This window comes from Streptococcus mitis SK597 (assembly GCF_000148545.1).
In the GTDB taxonomy this organism is placed as follows: domain Bacteria; phylum Bacillota; class Bacilli; order Lactobacillales; family Streptococcaceae; genus Streptococcus; species Streptococcus mitis_C.
Map to the genome: position 1 here is coordinate 1 of NZ_AEDV01000022.1, position 16,935 is coordinate 16,935.

Annotated in this window: 10 protein-coding genes and 1 pseudogene; 9 read left to right on the forward strand and 2 right to left on the reverse strand. The window is 40.9% G+C overall.

The features are described from left to right. Positions 1 to 21: 21 nt before the first annotated feature. Genes dapB through SMSK597_RS05455 form a run of 3 tightly spaced genes read left to right on the forward strand, consistent with a single transcriptional unit; the run spans position 22 to position 3,853 of the window. On the forward strand, positions 22 to 789 hold the full coding sequence (gene dapB, locus SMSK597_RS05445) for a 4-hydroxy-tetrahydrodipicolinate reductase (protein ID WP_000027867.1): 768 nt from the start codon (positions 22 to 24) through the stop codon (positions 787 to 789). Beyond that, positions 786 to 1,985 carry a CCA tRNA nucleotidyltransferase gene (locus SMSK597_RS05450; RefSeq protein WP_080551612.1) on the forward strand — a complete coding sequence of 400 codons (1,200 nt, stop codon included), beginning with the start codon at positions 786 to 788 and terminating at the stop codon, positions 1,983 to 1,985. Before dapB ends, SMSK597_RS05450 begins: the two co-directional genes overlap by 4 nt. Continuing rightward, positions 1,982 to 3,853 (forward strand): ABC-F family ATP-binding cassette domain-containing protein, encoded by a 1,872-nt coding sequence (locus SMSK597_RS05455; RefSeq protein ID WP_001279107.1) that lies wholly within the window; start codon positions 1,982 to 1,984, stop codon positions 3,851 to 3,853. Before SMSK597_RS05450 ends, SMSK597_RS05455 begins: the two co-directional genes overlap by 4 nt. A gap of 36 nt (positions 3,854 to 3,889) precedes the next feature. Here the strand turns inward: SMSK597_RS05455 and mntE are convergent, their stop codons facing one another. Continuing rightward, on the reverse strand, positions 3,890 to 5,074 hold the full coding sequence (gene mntE / locus SMSK597_RS05460) for a CDF family manganese efflux transporter MntE (protein ID WP_000813927.1): 1,185 nt from the start codon (positions 5,072 to 5,074) through the stop codon (positions 3,890 to 3,892). 307 nt (positions 5,075 to 5,381) lie between these two features. Between mntE and SMSK597_RS05465 the strand changes: the two genes are divergently transcribed. From SMSK597_RS05465 to yaaA, 5 genes are all read left to right on the forward strand, one after another. Further along, on the forward strand, positions 5,382 to 8,078 hold the full coding sequence (locus SMSK597_RS05465; RefSeq protein WP_000032447.1) for a cation-translocating P-type ATPase: 2,697 nt from the start codon (positions 5,382 to 5,384) through the stop codon (positions 8,076 to 8,078). 113 nt (positions 8,079 to 8,191) lie between these two features. Beyond that, positions 8,192 to 8,602, forward strand: a complete 411-nt coding sequence (locus SMSK597_RS05470) for a peptide deformylase (protein ID WP_000412235.1) — start codon at positions 8,192 to 8,194, stop codon at positions 8,600 to 8,602. A gap of 11 nt (positions 8,603 to 8,613) precedes the next feature. Next, positions 8,614 to 10,209: a hypothetical protein gene (locus tag SMSK597_RS05475; RefSeq protein WP_000822882.1), complete on the forward strand. Its 1,596-nt coding sequence runs from the start codon at positions 8,614 to 8,616 to the stop codon at positions 10,207 to 10,209. A gap of 64 nt (positions 10,210 to 10,273) precedes the next feature. After that, positions 10,274 to 10,438, forward strand: a complete 165-nt coding sequence (locus SMSK597_RS05480; protein ID WP_000508322.1) for a YczI family protein — start codon at positions 10,274 to 10,276, stop codon at positions 10,436 to 10,438. A gap of 78 nt (positions 10,439 to 10,516) precedes the next feature. Next, positions 10,517 to 11,245, forward strand: a complete 729-nt coding sequence (yaaA, locus tag SMSK597_RS05485) for a peroxide stress protein YaaA (RefSeq protein WP_000697787.1) — start codon at positions 10,517 to 10,519, stop codon at positions 11,243 to 11,245. Positions 11,246 to 11,369: 124 nt separating this feature from the next. Here yaaA and SMSK597_RS05490 read toward each other — a convergent pair. Next, positions 11,370 to 11,696 (reverse strand): annotated as a pseudogene (locus tag SMSK597_RS05490) (NADPH-dependent FMN reductase); the annotation flags it as partial. 236 nt (positions 11,697 to 11,932) lie between these two features. Between SMSK597_RS05490 and SMSK597_RS0102160 the strand changes: the two are divergent. Next, positions 11,933 to 16,935 (forward strand): Rib/alpha-like domain-containing protein (locus SMSK597_RS0102160; RefSeq protein WP_000465884.1); only part of this gene is annotated, 5,003 nt, incomplete at its 3' end.

Here is a 16,935-nt window from a genome sequence, read left to right on the forward strand (position 1 = left end):
GTATCTTAGACAGGAGTAGAGATGAGTATTCGAGTAATTATTGCTGGTTTTAAGGGAAAGATGGGTCAGGCTGCTTGTCAGATGGTCTTGGCTGATCCAGACTTGGACTTGGTAGCAGTTTTGGATCCTTTTGAGTCTGAGTCAGAATGGCAGGGTATTCCTGTTTTCAAGGATAAGGCTGATTTGGCCGGTTTTGAAGCGGATGTCTGGGTAGACTTTACTACACCAGCTGTTGCCTATGAAAATACACGCTTTGCTCTTGAGAATGGCTTTGCTCCAGTAGTTGGAACGACTGGTTTCACAAGTGAAGAAATTGCAGAGCTAAAAGCATTTTCTCTTGAACAAAATTTGGGTGGCTTGATTGCTCCTAACTTTGCCTTGGGTGCTGTTTTACTCATGCAATTTGCAAAGCAGGCTGCCAAACATTTCCCAAATGTGGAGATTATCGAGCTCCATCATGACAAGAAAAAGGATGCCCCGAGTGGAACAGCTATTAAAACAGCTGAGTTAATGGCAGAAGTTCGAGAGTCTACCCAGCAAGGTGCGCCTGATGAAGAAGAATTGATTGCAGGTGCCCGTGGTGCTGACTTTGATGGCATGCGCATTCACTCAGTTCGTTTGCCAGGCTTGGTAGCCCATCAGGAAGTCATCTTTGGCAATCAAGGAGAAGGATTGACCCTTCGTCATGACTCCTATGATCGTAGCTCCTTCATGACAGGGGTGAATTTGGGAATTAAAGAAGTTGTCAAGCGTCATGAGCTTGTCTATGGATTAGAACACTTATTATGAGATTAACGCAAATGCCTTCTGAATTTCAGAAGGCTTTACCAGTATTAGAAAAAATTAAAGAAGCAGGCTTTGAAGCCTATTTTGTTGGGGGTTCTGTTCGAGATGCCCTTCTCAATCGCCCTATCCATGATGTGGATATTGCGACGTCTTCTTATCCAGAAGAAACCAAGCAGATTTTTCCGCGAACAGCCGATATCGGAATCGAGCATGGAACCGTCTTGGTTTTAGATGGGGATGAGGAGTATGAGGTAACCACCTTTCGGACAGAGGATGTCTATGTGGACTATCGCAGACCCAGTGCGGTTTCCTTTGTTCGCTCGTTAGAAGAAGACCTCCAGCGTCGTGATTTTACAGTCAATGCCTTTGCCTTGGACGAGACAGGGGAAATCATTGACTTGTTTCATGGTTTAGAAGATTTGGAAAAGCAAGTCTTACGAGCAGTTGGAGTGGCTAGTGAGCGTTTCAACGAAGATGCTTTGCGTATTATGCGTGGTTTCCGTTTTCAGGCCAGTCTTGGCTTTGAACTTGAGCCAGAAACGTTTAAAGCTATGAAGACTTTGACGCCACTTTTGGAGAAAATTTCTGTGGAGCGTACCTTCGTTGAGTTTGATAAACTCTTGCTGGCTCCCTTTTGGAGAAGGGGCTTGGCTGCCATGATTGAGAGTCAAGCTTATGACTATCTCCCTGATATGGCAGCTAGCCAGGACAAGCTTAACAGACTGTTTGATTTGGAGACTGATTTCACCTTTGAATCTTCAGAGCAAGCCTGGGCGGCTCTACTGTGGGCTTTGGAGATTGAAAATGCGCAGCCATTTTTGAAAGCTTGGAAGACCTCACGCCAGTTTGCTAAGCAAGTTCAGGATTTACTGACTATTTTGACCTTGCGTGAAAAGGGAGAATTGAGCAATCGCGATTGTTATCGCTTTGACTTGGATTTGCTTTTACAGGCTGAAAATCTTCGTCAGGCTCAAGGGAAACCAGTCAACCCACAAGCCATCACAGAAACCTATCAGAGTTTGACCATTCATGACAAGAAAGAAATCCAAATCAACGGTGGTATTTTGATCAAGGAATATGGTTATCAGCCGGGCCCAGACTTGGGAGAGATTTTAACAGAGATTGAATATGCCATTGTCGATGGAGAATTGGAAAATGACCGTCAAGCCATCCATGCTTATCTGAGGGAGAAAAAATGAGTGATTTTATCGTTGAAAAACTAAGTAAATCTGTCGGTGACAAGACCGTTTTTAAGGATATTTCCTTTATCATCCATGACCTAGACAGAATCGGTCTGATTGGTGTCAATGGAACAGGGAAGACCACCCTTTTAGATGTTCTTTCTGGTGTTTCTGGATTTGATGGGGATGTTAGTCCTTTTTCAGCTAAGAATGATTACCAAATTGGTTACTTGACTCAGGACCCTGATTTTGATGATAGAAAGACAGTTTTGGATACGGTTCTCTCCAGCGACCTCAAGGAAATCCAGCTCATTCGTGAGTATGAACTCCTCATGCTCAACTATAGTGAGGACAAGCAGGCACGTTTGGAACGAGTCATGGCAGAAATGGACTCTCTACAAGCTTGGGAAATTGAGAGTCAGGTCAAGACGGTTCTTAGCAAGCTGGGGATTCAGGACTTATCTACTCCTGTTGGGGAATTGTCAGGTGGCCTAAGAAGACGGGTCCAGTTGGCGCAAGTCTTACTTGGCAACCACGACCTCTTGCTTTTGGATGAGCCGACCAACCATCTGGACATTGCGACCATCGAGTGGCTGACCCTCTTTTTGAAAAATTCCAAGAAGACTGTCCTTTTTATCACCCATGATCGCTATTTCCTAGATGCACTGTCAACGCGGATTTTCGAGTTGGATCGAGCTGGATTGACCGAGTATCAAGGCAATTATCAGGACTATGTTCGCCTTAAGGCTGAACAAGATGAGCGCGATGTGGCTCTTCTTCACAAAAAAGAACAACTCTACAAACAAGAATTGGCCTGGATGCGCAGACAACCGCAGGCGCGTGCAACCAAGCAGCAGGCTCGTATCAATCGTTTCCACGACTTGAAGAAAGAAGTCTCAGGTGGCGTTGCTGAAACAGATTTGACCATGAACTTTGAAACCAGTCGGATTGGGAAGAAAGTCATCGAGTTTCAGGATGTTTCTTTTGCCTATGAAAACAAGCCCATTTTGCAAGATTTTAATCTCTTGGTGCAGGCTAAAGACCGCATCGGAATCGTTGGGGACAACGGTGTTGGGAAATCAACTCTCCTCAACTTGATTGCAGGAAGTCTTGAGCCGACAGCAGGGCAAGTTGTGATTGGAGAAACCGTTCGTATCGCCTATTTCTCTCAGCAAATCGAGGGCTTAGATGAAAGCAAGCGAGTTATCAATTACCTACAAGAAGTGGCAGAAGAGGTCAAGACCAGCGGTGGTTTTACGACTTCGATTGCAGAGCTGCTGGAGCAGTTTCTTTTCCCACGTTCAACGCATGGAACCTTGATTGAGAAATTGTCAGGTGGAGAGAAAAAGCGTCTTTATCTCCTCAAACTGCTCTTGGAAAAACCAAATGTTCTTCTCTTGGACGAACCGACAAATGACTTAGATATTGCGACCTTGACAGTTTTGGAGAATTTCTTGCAAGGCTTTGCTGGTCCAGTTTTGACTGTTAGTCACGACCGCTATTTCTTGGATAAGGTAGCGACTAAGATTCTCGCTTTTGAGGATGGCAAGATTCGTCCTTTCTTTGGTCATTATACCGATTATCTTGATGAAAAAGCCTTTGAAACAGAGATGGCCAATCAAGTGCAAAAGGCCGAAAAGGAGAAAGTGATCAAGGTTCGAGAAGACAAGAAACGCATGACCTACCAAGAAAAGCAGGAGTGGGCAAGCATTGAAGGCGATATTGAAGCCTTGGAAAAACGTATCGCTGCGATTGAAGAGGAAATGCAGGCTAACGGCTCTGACTTTGGTAAGCTGGCTACTCTCCAAAAAGAACTGGATGAGAAAAACGAAGCACTCCTTGAAAAATACGACCGCTATGAGTATCTCAGTGACTTTGATAACTAGAAGAATAGAAAAATCCCGTCTCATGACAGGATTTCTCTATTCTTTTTTGGTTTCTTGATGAAAGATATTTTGCCAGGTTTCGTGGCGTCGCCAGATACTGGTATGAACGATACCATCTAACTCATAGCAGATGAGTTTGGTTTTCTGACTGATGGAAGTGATTTGAATATCCTTGATAGCAGAATTCAACTCTTTTTCGGCTTTATAGGTCTCTTTATCCATCTGTTCTCCATCTTGACGAATATAGACAAAATCGTCAGCTAAGAGTTCTTCCAGTTGATTTCCCTGATCAATCAATTGTTCACGCATAAGCAATTTTTTATAGACATTGTCTAAAATTTCATCCTCAGGGATAGGTGCTGGCTCGATATGGACATCGGTATCAAAGACTCCAAAACGTTCTTCCAACATAGACTCGACTTGATCCGCGATTTCATGACTCTCAAAAACAGACAGGTCAGGATTCATTTCTAGCGTAATATCAAGGTAAATGTTGCTACCGTAGGTACGGCCTCTTTGGGACTTAACCTTGCTGATTTTGGGAATTTCCATGATAGCCTTTTGGTAGTCCTCAAGCAGACGGTCGTCAAAGCCATCTGAAAGACTAAAGGAAGACTCGATAAAGATATCATAGGCAGTCTTCAAGATAAAGAAAGTGATGATAATGGCAACCAGTTTATCCACAATGGGATAATTGAAACTGCTAGCTAGGATGGCAATAGTAGTACCCAGTGAGGTAAGAGCATCAGAAAGATTGTCCTTGGCGGCAGCCCTCAGTGCCTTAGAATTGGATTTCTTACTGAGGCGAGTGTTGTAGAGATAGACCACAAACATAATCGCTGCAGAAATGATTCCTAGAGTTGAACCAAGAGGATCAATGACCGTTTCTTCATGACTGAGAATTTTTTGAATGGTATCCTGAAGTACATCGAAACCGACATAAAACATGATGATGGAAGTGATTAAGCTTGCCAAATCCTCAATCTTCCAGTGGCCAAAACGGTGGTCACGGTCTGCAGGCTGGCGCGCCATCCGAATGCCAATCAAGAGGGCCACATTTCCAATGATGTCCGATACGTTGTTAAAACCATCGGCCACCAAACTGGATGAATGAAGGAGGTGACCAGTTGCCAATTTGGCTGCAGACAAGATTAAATAGGTTGAAATGCTGATAATGGCCCCACGCTCAGCTAACTTGAGATTTGAGATAGATTGCTTCATTCAACTTCCTTTCTAGTCACATAGCATTCTACCATTATACTGGTTTTCAAGGGAAAATTCAAACAAGGCAGTTTTTACTCTTTGAAAACTTTTCAAAATTTGGTATAATAGAACTACTCAAGGGAGTAGCTGGCAGAAACCTGTGATAGTGTCGTCATTCCGAATTTTATACTGAAAAGTATGCTTTCCGGCACTATCTTAAACAGCGAGACTTGTTATGATTAACAGGTCTCTTTTTGTTTGTCGTGAAAAGATGCGATGAGGAAAAAGAGAGTCTGTTTTGCACACAATGTCAAGGAGGAGACACATGTCAAAAGAACAAAAACGCCAAGCGTTTTACACTCAGAGTCCTGAAGAGGTCTTGCAGGCTGTGGATGCGACCGAGCAAGGTTTGTCATCAAGTGAGGCGGAAAAGCGCCTTGCCGAATTTGGCCACAATGAACTCGAAGAAGGCGAGAAACGATCAATCCTGGTCAAATTCATCGAGCAATTTAAGGATTTGATGATTATCATCCTAGTTGCAGCAGCTATCTTGTCAGTTGTGACTTCTGGTGGGGAAGATATCGCAGATGCTATTATCATTTTAGCCGTGGTTATCATTAACGCTGCCTTTGGTGTTTACCAAGAAGGAAAAGCAGAAGAAGCCATTGAAGCCCTCAAGTCTATGTCTAGTCCAGCTGCCCGCGTTCTGCGTGATGGGCACATGGCTGAGATTGACTCTAAAGAATTGGTACCAGGTGATATCGTTGCCCTTGAAGCAGGTGATGTAGTACCTGCAGACCTACGTTTGCTAGAAGCCAACTCTCTTAAAATCGAAGAAGCAGCCCTGACAGGTGAGTCTGTGCCAGTCGAAAAAGACCTGACAATTGAACTTGCTGCAGATGCTGGTATTGGTGACCGTGTCAATATGGCCTTCCAAAACTCAAACGTGACCTATGGTCGTGGGATGGGTGTTGTTGTCAATACAGGGATGTACACTGAAGTTGGTCATATCGCTGGTATGCTTCAAGATGCGGATGAGACAGACACGCCACTTAAACAAAACTTGAATAACCTTTCTAAGGTCTTGACCTATGCTATCTTGGTCATTGCCCTTGTTACTTTTGTAGTGGGTGTCTTCATTCAAGGCAAAAATCCACTTGGTGAGTTGTTGACTTCTGTTGCCCTTGCTGTTGCAGCCATTCCAGAAGGACTTCCTGCTATCGTTACCATCGTTCTTTCCCTTGGTACTCAAGTTTTGGCCAAACGACATTCCATCGTTCGTAAGTTGCCAGCAGTTGAAACACTTGGTTCAACTGAAATCATCGCTTCTGATAAGACTGGTACGCTGACCATGAACAAGATGACCGTCGAAAAAGTCTTCTACGATGCAGTCCTACATGACTCAGCTGATGACATTGAACTAGGTCTTGAAATGCCCCTACTTCGTTCAGTTGTCTTGGCCAATGATACGAAAATCGATGTGGAAGGTAACCTGATTGGTGACCCAACCGAAACAGCCTTTATCCAATATGCCTTGGACAAGGGCTACGATGTCAAAGAATTTTTAGAGAAATATCCTCGTGTAGCTGAGTTGCCATTTGACTCTGACCGTAAGCTCATGTCAACGGTTCATCCATTGCCAGATGGCCGTTTCCTTGTAGCAGTCAAAGGTGCGCCAGACCAACTTTTGAAACGTTGTGTTCTTCGTGACAAAGCTGGGGATATTGCTCCGATTGATGAGAAGGTGACAAACCTCATTCATACCAACAACTCTGAAATGGCTCATCAAGCCTTGCGTGTCCTAGCAGGTGCTTATAAGATTATTGACAGCATTCCAGAAAACCTGACTTCTGAAGAGCTTGAAAATGATTTAATTTTTACTGGTTTGATTGGGATGATTGACCCTGAACGTCCTGAGGCAGCTGAGGCTGTTCGTGTGGCTAAGGAGGCGGGAATCCGTCCAATCATGATTACGGGTGACCATCAAGATACTGCAGAAGCTATTGCCAAACGTTTGGGAATCATTGATGTCAACGATACAGAAGGTCATGTTTTAACTGGTGCTGAACTCAACGAACTATCTGATGAAGCCTTTGAAAAAGTAGTTGGGCAATACTCTGTTTATGCCCGTGTATCTCCAGAACACAAGGTTCGTATCGTCAAGGCTTGGCAAAAACAAGGTAAAGTCGTTGCTATGACAGGTGACGGTGTTAATGATGCGCCAGCTCTGAAAACAGCCGATATCGGTATCGGTATGGGAATCACTGGTACAGAGGTTTCTAAGGGAGCTGCTGACATGATTCTTGCTGATGACAACTTTGCGACTATCATCGTTGCAGTTGAAGAAGGACGTAAGGTCTTCTCAAACATTCAAAAGACTATTCAGTACTTACTTTCTGCCAATACTGCTGAAGTATTAACCATCTTCCTATCAACCTTGTTTGGTTGGGACGTCTTGCAGCCAGTTCATCTTTTGTGGATCAACTTGGTAACCGATACTTTCCCAGCAATTGCACTAGGTGTTGAACCTGCTGAGCCTGGTGTCATGAACCATAAACCACGTGGACGCAAGGCAAGCTTCTTCTCAGGTGGTGTTTTGAGTTCTATCATCTATCAAGGTGTACTCCAAGCAGCTATTGTTATGAGTGTTTATGGACTTGCCCTTATTTACCCGGTTCACGTGGGTGACAATCATGCCATTCACGCAGATGCCCTTACTATGGCCTTTGCAACTCTTGGTTTGATTCAGCTCTTCCATGCCTACAATGTCAAGTCTGTTTACCAGTCTATCTTGACAGTTGGTCCATTCAAGTCTAAGACCTTCAACTGGTCCATCTTGGTATCCTTCATCCTTCTCATGGCAACAATCGTCGTAGAACCGCTTGAAGGAATCTTCCACGTAACCAAACTAGACTTGTCACAATGGGGAATCGTTATGGGTGGAAGCTTCTCAATGATTATTATCGTCGAAATCGTTAAGTTTGTTCAACGTAAACTCGGTTTTGACAAGAATGCGATTTAAAAAAAGTCATCTTCGGATGGCTTTTTACTACAGTTGAGGGAAAGGGCTTGCAGTTATCGGCTTTTGTGCTATAATTGCTATAATATAGTAAAAAGTAAGAGGAGTGAGCAGAAGTGGAAAAGAAAATTGTGAAGGATATTTTGTTTTTATCTCAGGTATCTCAGTCGGCAAGTCAGGAAGACCTGCATCTTGCTAGAGACTTACAAGATACGCTCTTAGCAAATCGAGAAACTTGTGTTGGTCTAGCAGCCAATATGATTGGGGTGCAGAAGCGCGTGATTATCTTTAATCTGGGCTTGGTTCCTGTGGTCATGTTTAACCCAGTGCTCCTGTCCTTTGAAGGACCTTATGAGACAGAGGAAGGCTGTTTGTCTTTGGTAGGTGTGAGACCAACTAAGCGTTATGAAACCATAAGGGTTGCCTATCGTGACAGCAAGTGGCAGGAACAGACCATTACCTTGACAGGCTTCCCAGCTCAGATTTGCCAGCATGAACTGGATCATTTGGAAGGACGAATCATTTAGGAGGAAAGCAAATGAAACGAATAGTCTTTGAACTTATTTTTATCGCAACGACCTGGTATATCTTTTTACCGCCCCTTAACCTGACCAGCTGGGAATTTCTCTTCTTCCTCTGTGGGCATATGTTGCTTGTAGCAATCTTATTTGGCTTTGGCAAGGGGATAAACCTTGTCAAAACGGTTCATGTGCGCCATGGTAAGGCGGAATCTGCCTTAAATCTAGAGGGTTTCAAAATCAATCGGTTAGGGAAAATCCTTTTAGCTTCTATTGGAGGAATTCTTCTCTTAGCAGGTTTGGTTTCCTTGGTGACTTCCAGCATTTTTCAGGCTAAAAATTATGCCAATGTAGTCACGGTTACGGAAAAAGACTTTACTGAATTTCCTAAGAGTGACACCAGTAAGGTTCCTATCTTAGATAGAAGTACTGCTGAAAAAATTGGTGACCGCTACTTGGGTTCCCTAACAGATAAGGTGTCGCAGTACGTAGCGGCAGACACCTATACTCAATTGACGATTGATGGGAAGCCTTATCGGGTTACACCATTAGAATATGCAGATCCTATCAAGTGGTTTAATAATCAGGCCAAGGGAATCGGCGAGTATATCAAGGTGGACATGGTAACTGGTAATGCGGACTTGGTGGACTTGAAGACACCAATCAAGTATTCGGACTCGGAATATTTTAACCGTGACGTCAAACGTCACCTACGCTTGAAGTACCCAACTAAAATCTTCAAGACTCCATCTTTTGAGGTGGACGATGAGGGCAATCCTTTCTATGTGGCTACAGTTTACCAAAAGCAATTTGGACTTGCGGTTCCTCGTCCTGTTTCAGTCATTATCTTGGATGCCACAAATGGAGAAACCAAGGAATACAACTTGGCAGATGTTCCAGAATGGGTGGACAGGGTCTATCCAGCTGAGGAAACTATTGAGCAAATCAACTACAACGGCAAGTACAAGGACGGTTTCTGGAATGCCATGATTTCCAAGAAAAACGTGACCCAGACTACCAAGGGCTATAATTACTTGTCTATTGGTAATGACATCTACCTCTACACAGGTGTGACATCGGCCAATGCAGATGAAAGTAATCTTGGTTTTATTCTTGAAAATATGCGGACAGGGGAAATCACTAAGTATAGCTTGGCTTCTGCGACCGAAGAATCAGCCCGTGAATCAGCCGAAGGTGCTGTTCAGGAGAAATCCTACAAGGCAACTTTCCCAATCCTCATCAACCTCAATGATAAACCACTTTATATTATGGGCTTAAAGGATAATGCTGGTTTGGTCAAAGAGTACGCTCTGGTAGACGCAGTCGAGTACCAAAATGTTATCGTAGCAACGACAGTGGAAGAACTGCTCAGCAAGTATGCCAATAAAAACGACCTTGAAATTGACAATGAAACCACAGAAAGCATCAAGGGTGTGGTAGCAGACCTCAAATCAGCTGTTATCAAGGGAGACACCGTCTACTTCTTTAAAGTTGATGGGAAGATATATAAGGTTAAGGCCTCAGTATCAGATGACCTTCCTTACCTTGAAAATGGTAAAACCTTCGAAGGTCAAGTAGGGAGAGACAATTATCTCAAGACCTTTAAAGTACAGTAAAAAAGGTTTATTTAAGAAATATATGTTATAATAAGGCAAATTAAGACTAATGGAGGACAAACAAATGGGTTTTTATGTGATGCTTGCTTCAATGCTACTTGGGCTGCTCGCTTTGAAGATAGGTTTTTCTCAGTTCAAGGAGAAAAAAGATAAATTCTTATCTATCTTAACAAGCTTAGCTGGCACAGCCCTTGTTCTCGTGGCTGTCTGGTTAGGATGGCCCAAATAAACAGAGAAACCTCGCTCAAAACGAGGTTTTTTAGATGAATTTCTTGGTAGCTGCTAAAAAATATGCTACACTATTAATATGAAAATTTTAATCCCAACAGCAAAAGAAATGAACACAGACTTGCCAAGTATCGAAGCTACTCCTTTAAAACCAGAAAGTCAAGCTGTACTTGATGCCTTGACCCTCTATTCTGCTAGTCAATTGGAGAGTTTTTACAAAGTTTCAGCTGAGAAGGCGGCGGAAGAATTTCAACATATCCAAGCTTTAAAAAACCAAACTGCTCAACACTATCCAGCTCTGACACTTTTTGATGGGCTTATGTATCGCCATATCAAGCGAGATAAGTTGACCGAGGCAGAACAAGCCTATTTTGAAAATCATGTCTTTATCACCTCGGCTTTGTACGGTGTCGTTCCAGCCTTGTCACCTATGGCACCTCACCGTTTGGACTTTTTGATGAAATTAAAAGTCGCTGGTAAGACTTTGAAGAGCCATTGGAAGGCAGTCTATGATGAAGCTGTGAAGCAGGAAGAAGTGATTTTCTCCCTCTTGTCATCCGAATTTGAGACTGTATTTTCTAAGGAAATCAGAGAAAAGATGGTAAGCTTCAAATTCATGGAGGACAAGGGTAATCAGTTGAAAATTCACTCAACTATTTCTAAGAAAGCGCGTGGTGCCTTTTTAACCGCTATGATAGAAAATCAAGTGCAGACGGTGGAGGAAGCTCGGCGTTTAAGCTTTGCAGGATTTAACTACCGAGAAGATTTGTCACAGCCACAGGAATTGGTTTTTGTAAAGGAAGTATAGAAATCAGATATTTTGTATTGGACAATATGTATCATCAGCTATTTTAGTTTATAAATGAAAAAAAGCGAACAAGCTAGTCTTCTGAGTGTCAGAAAAGTAGTCTTGCTCGCTTTTATTATGTTAGTTAGTTGATAGCATTGATCAAATCTTGAGCTTGTTTTTCAAGTGAATTTAGGACTGATTCTTCGAGAACCAATTTTCCATCTGCCCAAGCAGAGTCATTGACATGTGCAGCAGTGAAATCACCAACGATTTGTGTACGGATAAATGGCAAGAGATCCTTGTAGATAGTGAAGAGTTGATTGTGACCTGCATTGGCTACAGATGATACGGTGACAAACTTGTCTTGAAGGGCAGAAGCACCACGTGTATCAGACAAGTCAAGGGCACGAGATAGCCAATCAAGCAAGTTTTTCACTGTTCCAGGGATAGAGAAGTTGTAAATTGGGGAGGGGATGGAGTGTAGAAATTCTCATTAAAATTTAGTTGAAGCGCTGTATGCTGATGGAGAGATAGACTAGTAAATATCTCCCGACTTGCTTAATATTAGTAATTTGATGAACATATAAATATAAGTTCAAGTCGTGAAAAAACTTTCATATATTAAATGAAACGGCTTGCATTAGTGGGAATAATAGAATATAATATATAGGAAAAATAATTGCTTAGATTAATGAGGAGTTCTCTATGTTTTTTAATCGAAAAGGAATCAATCAAAAGAATTGGCGAATGATAAAGAAAGGGAAGCATTTTCTTTTTGGGTGCACTCTTTTTTTGGCTACAGGAGCAGTAATGATACAGAATCCACATCTTGTTCATGCTGATGAAATGGTTGTGTCTCTGAATGATTCAACTAAAGCCAAAGATGAAGATCCGAATAGTGAAAAGGTTCCAAACGATGTGGAAAATCATCCACAGGTAGAAAATCATGTTAAAGAATCAGATAAGATTTCTGAAAATGTGCAAGAAGATAAAAGTGTTGAAAAGGCTGTAGAGAATACAGTCAAAGCTGTGAATAAAACTGCTTTAAATGAATTAATTGAAAAGATTAGGAACACTGATTTACAGACTAAAACAGTCAAATCAGTTGAAAATCTTAATCTCTCTTTGTCGCGTGCGCAAGCAGTCTTGGATAAGGCAGGTGCTAGTCAGGATGAGATAGATAAAGAAGTTCAAGTTTTGTCGGACTCATTTGTTCAACTGGAAGAGAAAAGCAACGACGTAGACAAAAAAGAAAAGCAAGCAGACAAAGCAAACGATAGTGATGAAAAGAAAAAGCTTTTAACAGAAAAAATTGCCAAGGTTCAGGCTCTTGTCTCAGAAATCAACCAACTAGCAGGAAAAATCAGCTATGAATTTAGTGAATCTGAAAGCAAATCTCTTCAAGCATTTGGTGATTTGTCTGAGGAAAAATTCACTGATAGTGAAGTTGATGGTGCTCTAAATGAGGCGAAAATCCTCCGCAACAAAGTGGCTAATAGAGTAACTCGCGCACATTCTGGGAAACGTGACCCCCGTAATGGAAAACCGATTGATGGTAAGGGGGAGAGTGGGTTTAGAGGGATAATATACACTCCCAAGGAAAATAGAAGAGATGGTCATCTTATTGAAAATGGAAGTACTGCTGTTTATTATAATTCAGATGAAATTTGGAGTTTAATCGAGATAAAAGGACAAAGAGTAGGAAATGAGAGAAAGTTCACTACGTATGCACGAGGAAAAGTAGTAGAAGATGAAACCCCATATTATATTGTTACTGTTGGTTTTACAGACAATTCTCCGATTAAAGGTTTAAAAATGCAAGTTGCCTACTGGGATAAGAAAGCAGGAGTTCAAAGAGTACGTGAAATTGAGTATGGTAAAACAGAAATAAACAATCCTATTACGAATGCTGCTATTAGAGGTGTTGTAGGAGAAGGGGGAATAGTTCAACCTGGTAGATATGAGGTTCATATTGCATCTAATACAAGAGTAGCTCCAAATCAGCTAAGGCCTTATACATTTACTTTTATTATTAAACCGCAAAGTGAACGAAATACAGTAAAGGATCTATCGCAGACATATGTAGATGATGTTCGTCATTTAACAGAAACTGAAAAGACAGCTTTAATTGAAAAATTTAAAACAGAACATCCTGATGTTATGACACCTTCAGGGCATAAAAGTGATTTTGATCATGCAGAGATTTCATCTGATGGAACAACAATGACAATCCATTTTAAAGATGGATTGTCTACTAAAACCATTCAAACAAATGCTCAAAATGATGTGGAAGCAAAACATCCAAGTTTAACAACATTGTTTGGAGATCCTCATGATTTTTATAAAAACCCAAGAAATTTAGTGAAATCAAAAACAAATCATGAAGTTCCACAAACTGCTAGGGTAACATGGAAAACACCTTTCGATTTAAGTCAAGCGGGTACGAAGAATGCTGTTGTGACAGTAAGTTATGATAATGGAATAACAAAAGATGTTACTACTCCGTATACAGTTCTAGATTTTATTGGAAAACAAGATAAAAGTATTTACCAAAATCAAAGCGGTGAACTAGGAGATGCAAGAAGTTATATTAAACTTTCAAATGGAACAGCCCCTGCAACTGATTTAACGATTCGTTGGAAAGGTGGTTCATCTAATGTAGATACTTCTGCAGCAGGTATCCAGCATAAAGAAATCGAAATTCTACGTGGAAATACTGTGATGAAAACAGTAACTATTCCAGTAGCAATCGTAGATAATATTAATCCAACTATTACAGCACCCGATTCTGTATTGTTAACAAGAGCTGAAGGATTACCAAGTAATATTTCCATTGATGCACAGGATAATGCTAGGGGTATTGGACTTAAAGATGCTAATCCAATTGTAGTTGAGAATTTAGCAAATCCTCTAAGATATAATCCCTCAACAAAACGAATTGAATTATCTGGTGTAATACCAAATAATTTCCAGAGAACGCAAGCAACTATTAAAGCGATAGATAAAAATGGAAATACTGCTACAAAAACCATAACGTTTAATGTTCAAGCTCAGACGGACAAATATACGGCAGTTGCTAATCCACAAAAACAGACGGTGAGTTATTTAGCTACACCAAGTGCAGAAGCGAGTGTGAGTACTACAGGTTTACCAATAGGGACAAGATATACTTGGAAGACAACTCCGAATACTTCTAGTCCTGGGGATAAAACAGGAGTAGTAGAAGTAACATATCCAGATACTTCAAAAGATACTGTGAATGTAACGATAGCCGTGCGAAAATTAAGTGATGAATATACGCCAACAGGAAGTAAAATTACAAGAAATCAAAATGTTCCTGTTACAAATAACGATCTAAAAGCGGCTGTAAGTGTGAATAATAACGGTAATAGTAAAGTGAAGTCTGTTACTGCATCTTCTATTAGCACTGTAAATGCTGGTACACAAACAATTAGAGCAACAGTGACGTATTTAGACAATACAACTGATCCTGTTGATATTCCACTTGAAGTGAAAGACGTAACAGCTCCAACGATTCAAACACCAAACGATAGACAAAATTGGGATTTAATTGCATTGGATAGAACATTGCCTTCAATAACAGTGACTTCTGTAGATAATAATGGAGGAACTGGTGTTAAATCAACAACGGTAACTGGTTTACCAGATTTCTTAGTATATGATAATGCAACTAAGACAATTAAATTCAAAAATGGAGTTCAAGAAGTAACAAAATTACCAGTTGGACAAGATAGTAAAACTTATAATGCGACTATCCAAGTTACAGATAATGCAAACAATCCTAGTCAAAGACAAGTAACAATCACTGTTAAATCAATGACTACGAAATATAATGCAACACCTAACGGACAAAAACAAACGGTGAGTTATGGAACAACTCCAGATGCAGGTACAAGTGTGAATAAAAACGGATTACCTGCTGGGACTGCATATACATGGACAACAGCTCCAAGTACAATAACAGGACCTGGAGATAAAGCAGGAGTTGTGACTGTAACATACTCTGACGGTTCAAAAGATACCGTGAATGTGACTGTAAGTGTACGTAGATTGGCTGATGAATATGAGCCTACAGGAACTAAAATTGTAAAAAATCAAAATGAGTCTGTAACAAATGATGAGCTAAAAGCAGCAGTTACTATCAGTAATAACGGTAATAGTAAAGTGAAATCAGTTACTCCTGTGGGTAGAATAAGTACGGCAGAATTTGGAAATAAAACAATCAATGCAACTGTCACATATCTTGACGATACGACAGATTCAGTGACGATTCCGCTTGAAGTAAAAGATGTAACAAAACCAACAATCCAAACACCGACAGATAGACAAAATTGGAATTTAATCGCACTAGATAGAACATTGCCTGAAATTAAAGTTGCGGCTACTGATAATCCAGGAGGAAGTGGCATTAAGTCGACAACGGTTACAGGATTACCAAATTTCTTAACATATGATGAAGCGACTAAAACAATTAAGTTTAAAAATGGAGTTCAAGAGGTAACAAAATTACCAGAAGGAACTGATGGACAAACTCATAACATTACAATTACGGTGACAGATAATGCTAATAATAGTAATAGTGCACAAGTAACGATTACAGTCAAATCGATGACAACGAAATATGATGCAACTGCTAACTCTGAAAAACAAACAGTAAGCTATGGAGATACACCAGATGCAGGAACAAGTGTAAATAAAACAAACTTGCCTGCAGGAACAACATACACATGGGTTACCACTCCAAGTACGACAACAGGACCTGGAGAAAAAGCAGGTAGCGTAACTGTAACATATCCTGATGGCTCAAAAGATACAGTGAATGTAACGGTAAATGTTCGTAAGTTAAGTGATGAGTACAACGTAACTGGAGCAGAAATAGTTGTTAATCAAGATGCTTCAGTATCAAATGACGACTTAAAAGCGAAAGTAACAGCAGTGGATGTAAAAGGAAATGCTAATGGAACTGATAAGATTTCAACAGTAGTACCTAAATCAACGCTCAGCACAACTAACTATGGAGATCAAATTATTAGTGCAACTGTAACTTTCAAAGACGGAACAGTGAAAGATGTTACAATTCCATTGAAAGTTAAAGACGTAACGAAACCAACTATCTCAGCACCAGGTGAAAATACAAACTGGGAAATGACTGCCTTAGACAAAGCTTTACCTAATATGGAAGTACGAGCAGAAGATAATGCGAATGGTAGCGGAATCAAATCGTTAAGTGTAACAGGTTTACCAGATTACTTAGAATATGATAAGAATACAAATTCTATTAAATTCAAAGCAGGGAAACAAGAAGTAGAAAAACTACCAATAGGAACACCGTCACAAGAGTTCTCATTAACAATTCGAGCAGAAGATAATGCAGGAAATATAAGTGAAAGTACTGCAAAAATTACTATTTCTTCAATGAGTGCGAAGAACACACCAGAACCAAAAGTCCAAACAGTGGATAACGGAACCGTGCCAGAAGCAAGAAACAGCATTGGCAATGTGGACAGTTTACCACCGAAAACAAGGTTTGAATGGAAAGATGGTGCCCCAAATACAGCCGTAGGTCAACCAGGCGAAGTATCAGGAACCGTGCTTGTTCGTTACCCAGATGGCACAAGCGAAGAAGTTGAAGTAGTGGTGAAAGTAAGAGAACAAAAAGATACGTATACTCCAGAAGCTAAACATCC

Coding starts and splice junctions, on each gene's coding strand:
- dapB (WP_000027867.1), top strand. CDS start 22: ATGAGTATTCGAGTAATTATTGCTGGTTTTAAGGGAAAGATGGGTCAG.
- SMSK597_RS05450 (WP_080551612.1), top strand. CDS start 786: ATGAGATTAACGCAAATGCCTTCTGAATTTCAGAAGGCTTTACCAGTA.
- SMSK597_RS05455 (WP_001279107.1), top strand. CDS start 1,982: ATGAGTGATTTTATCGTTGAAAAACTAAGTAAATCTGTCGGTGACAAG.
- mntE (WP_000813927.1), bottom strand. CDS start 5,074: ATGAAGCAATCTATCTCAAATCTCAAGTTAGCTGAGCGTGGGGCCATT.
- SMSK597_RS05465 (WP_000032447.1), top strand. CDS start 5,382: ATGTCAAAAGAACAAAAACGCCAAGCGTTTTACACTCAGAGTCCTGAA.
- SMSK597_RS05475 (WP_000822882.1), top strand. CDS start 8,614: ATGAAACGAATAGTCTTTGAACTTATTTTTATCGCAACGACCTGGTAT.
- SMSK597_RS05480 (WP_000508322.1), top strand. CDS start 10,274: ATGGGTTTTTATGTGATGCTTGCTTCAATGCTACTTGGGCTGCTCGCT.
- yaaA (WP_000697787.1), top strand. CDS start 10,517: ATGAAAATTTTAATCCCAACAGCAAAAGAAATGAACACAGACTTGCCA.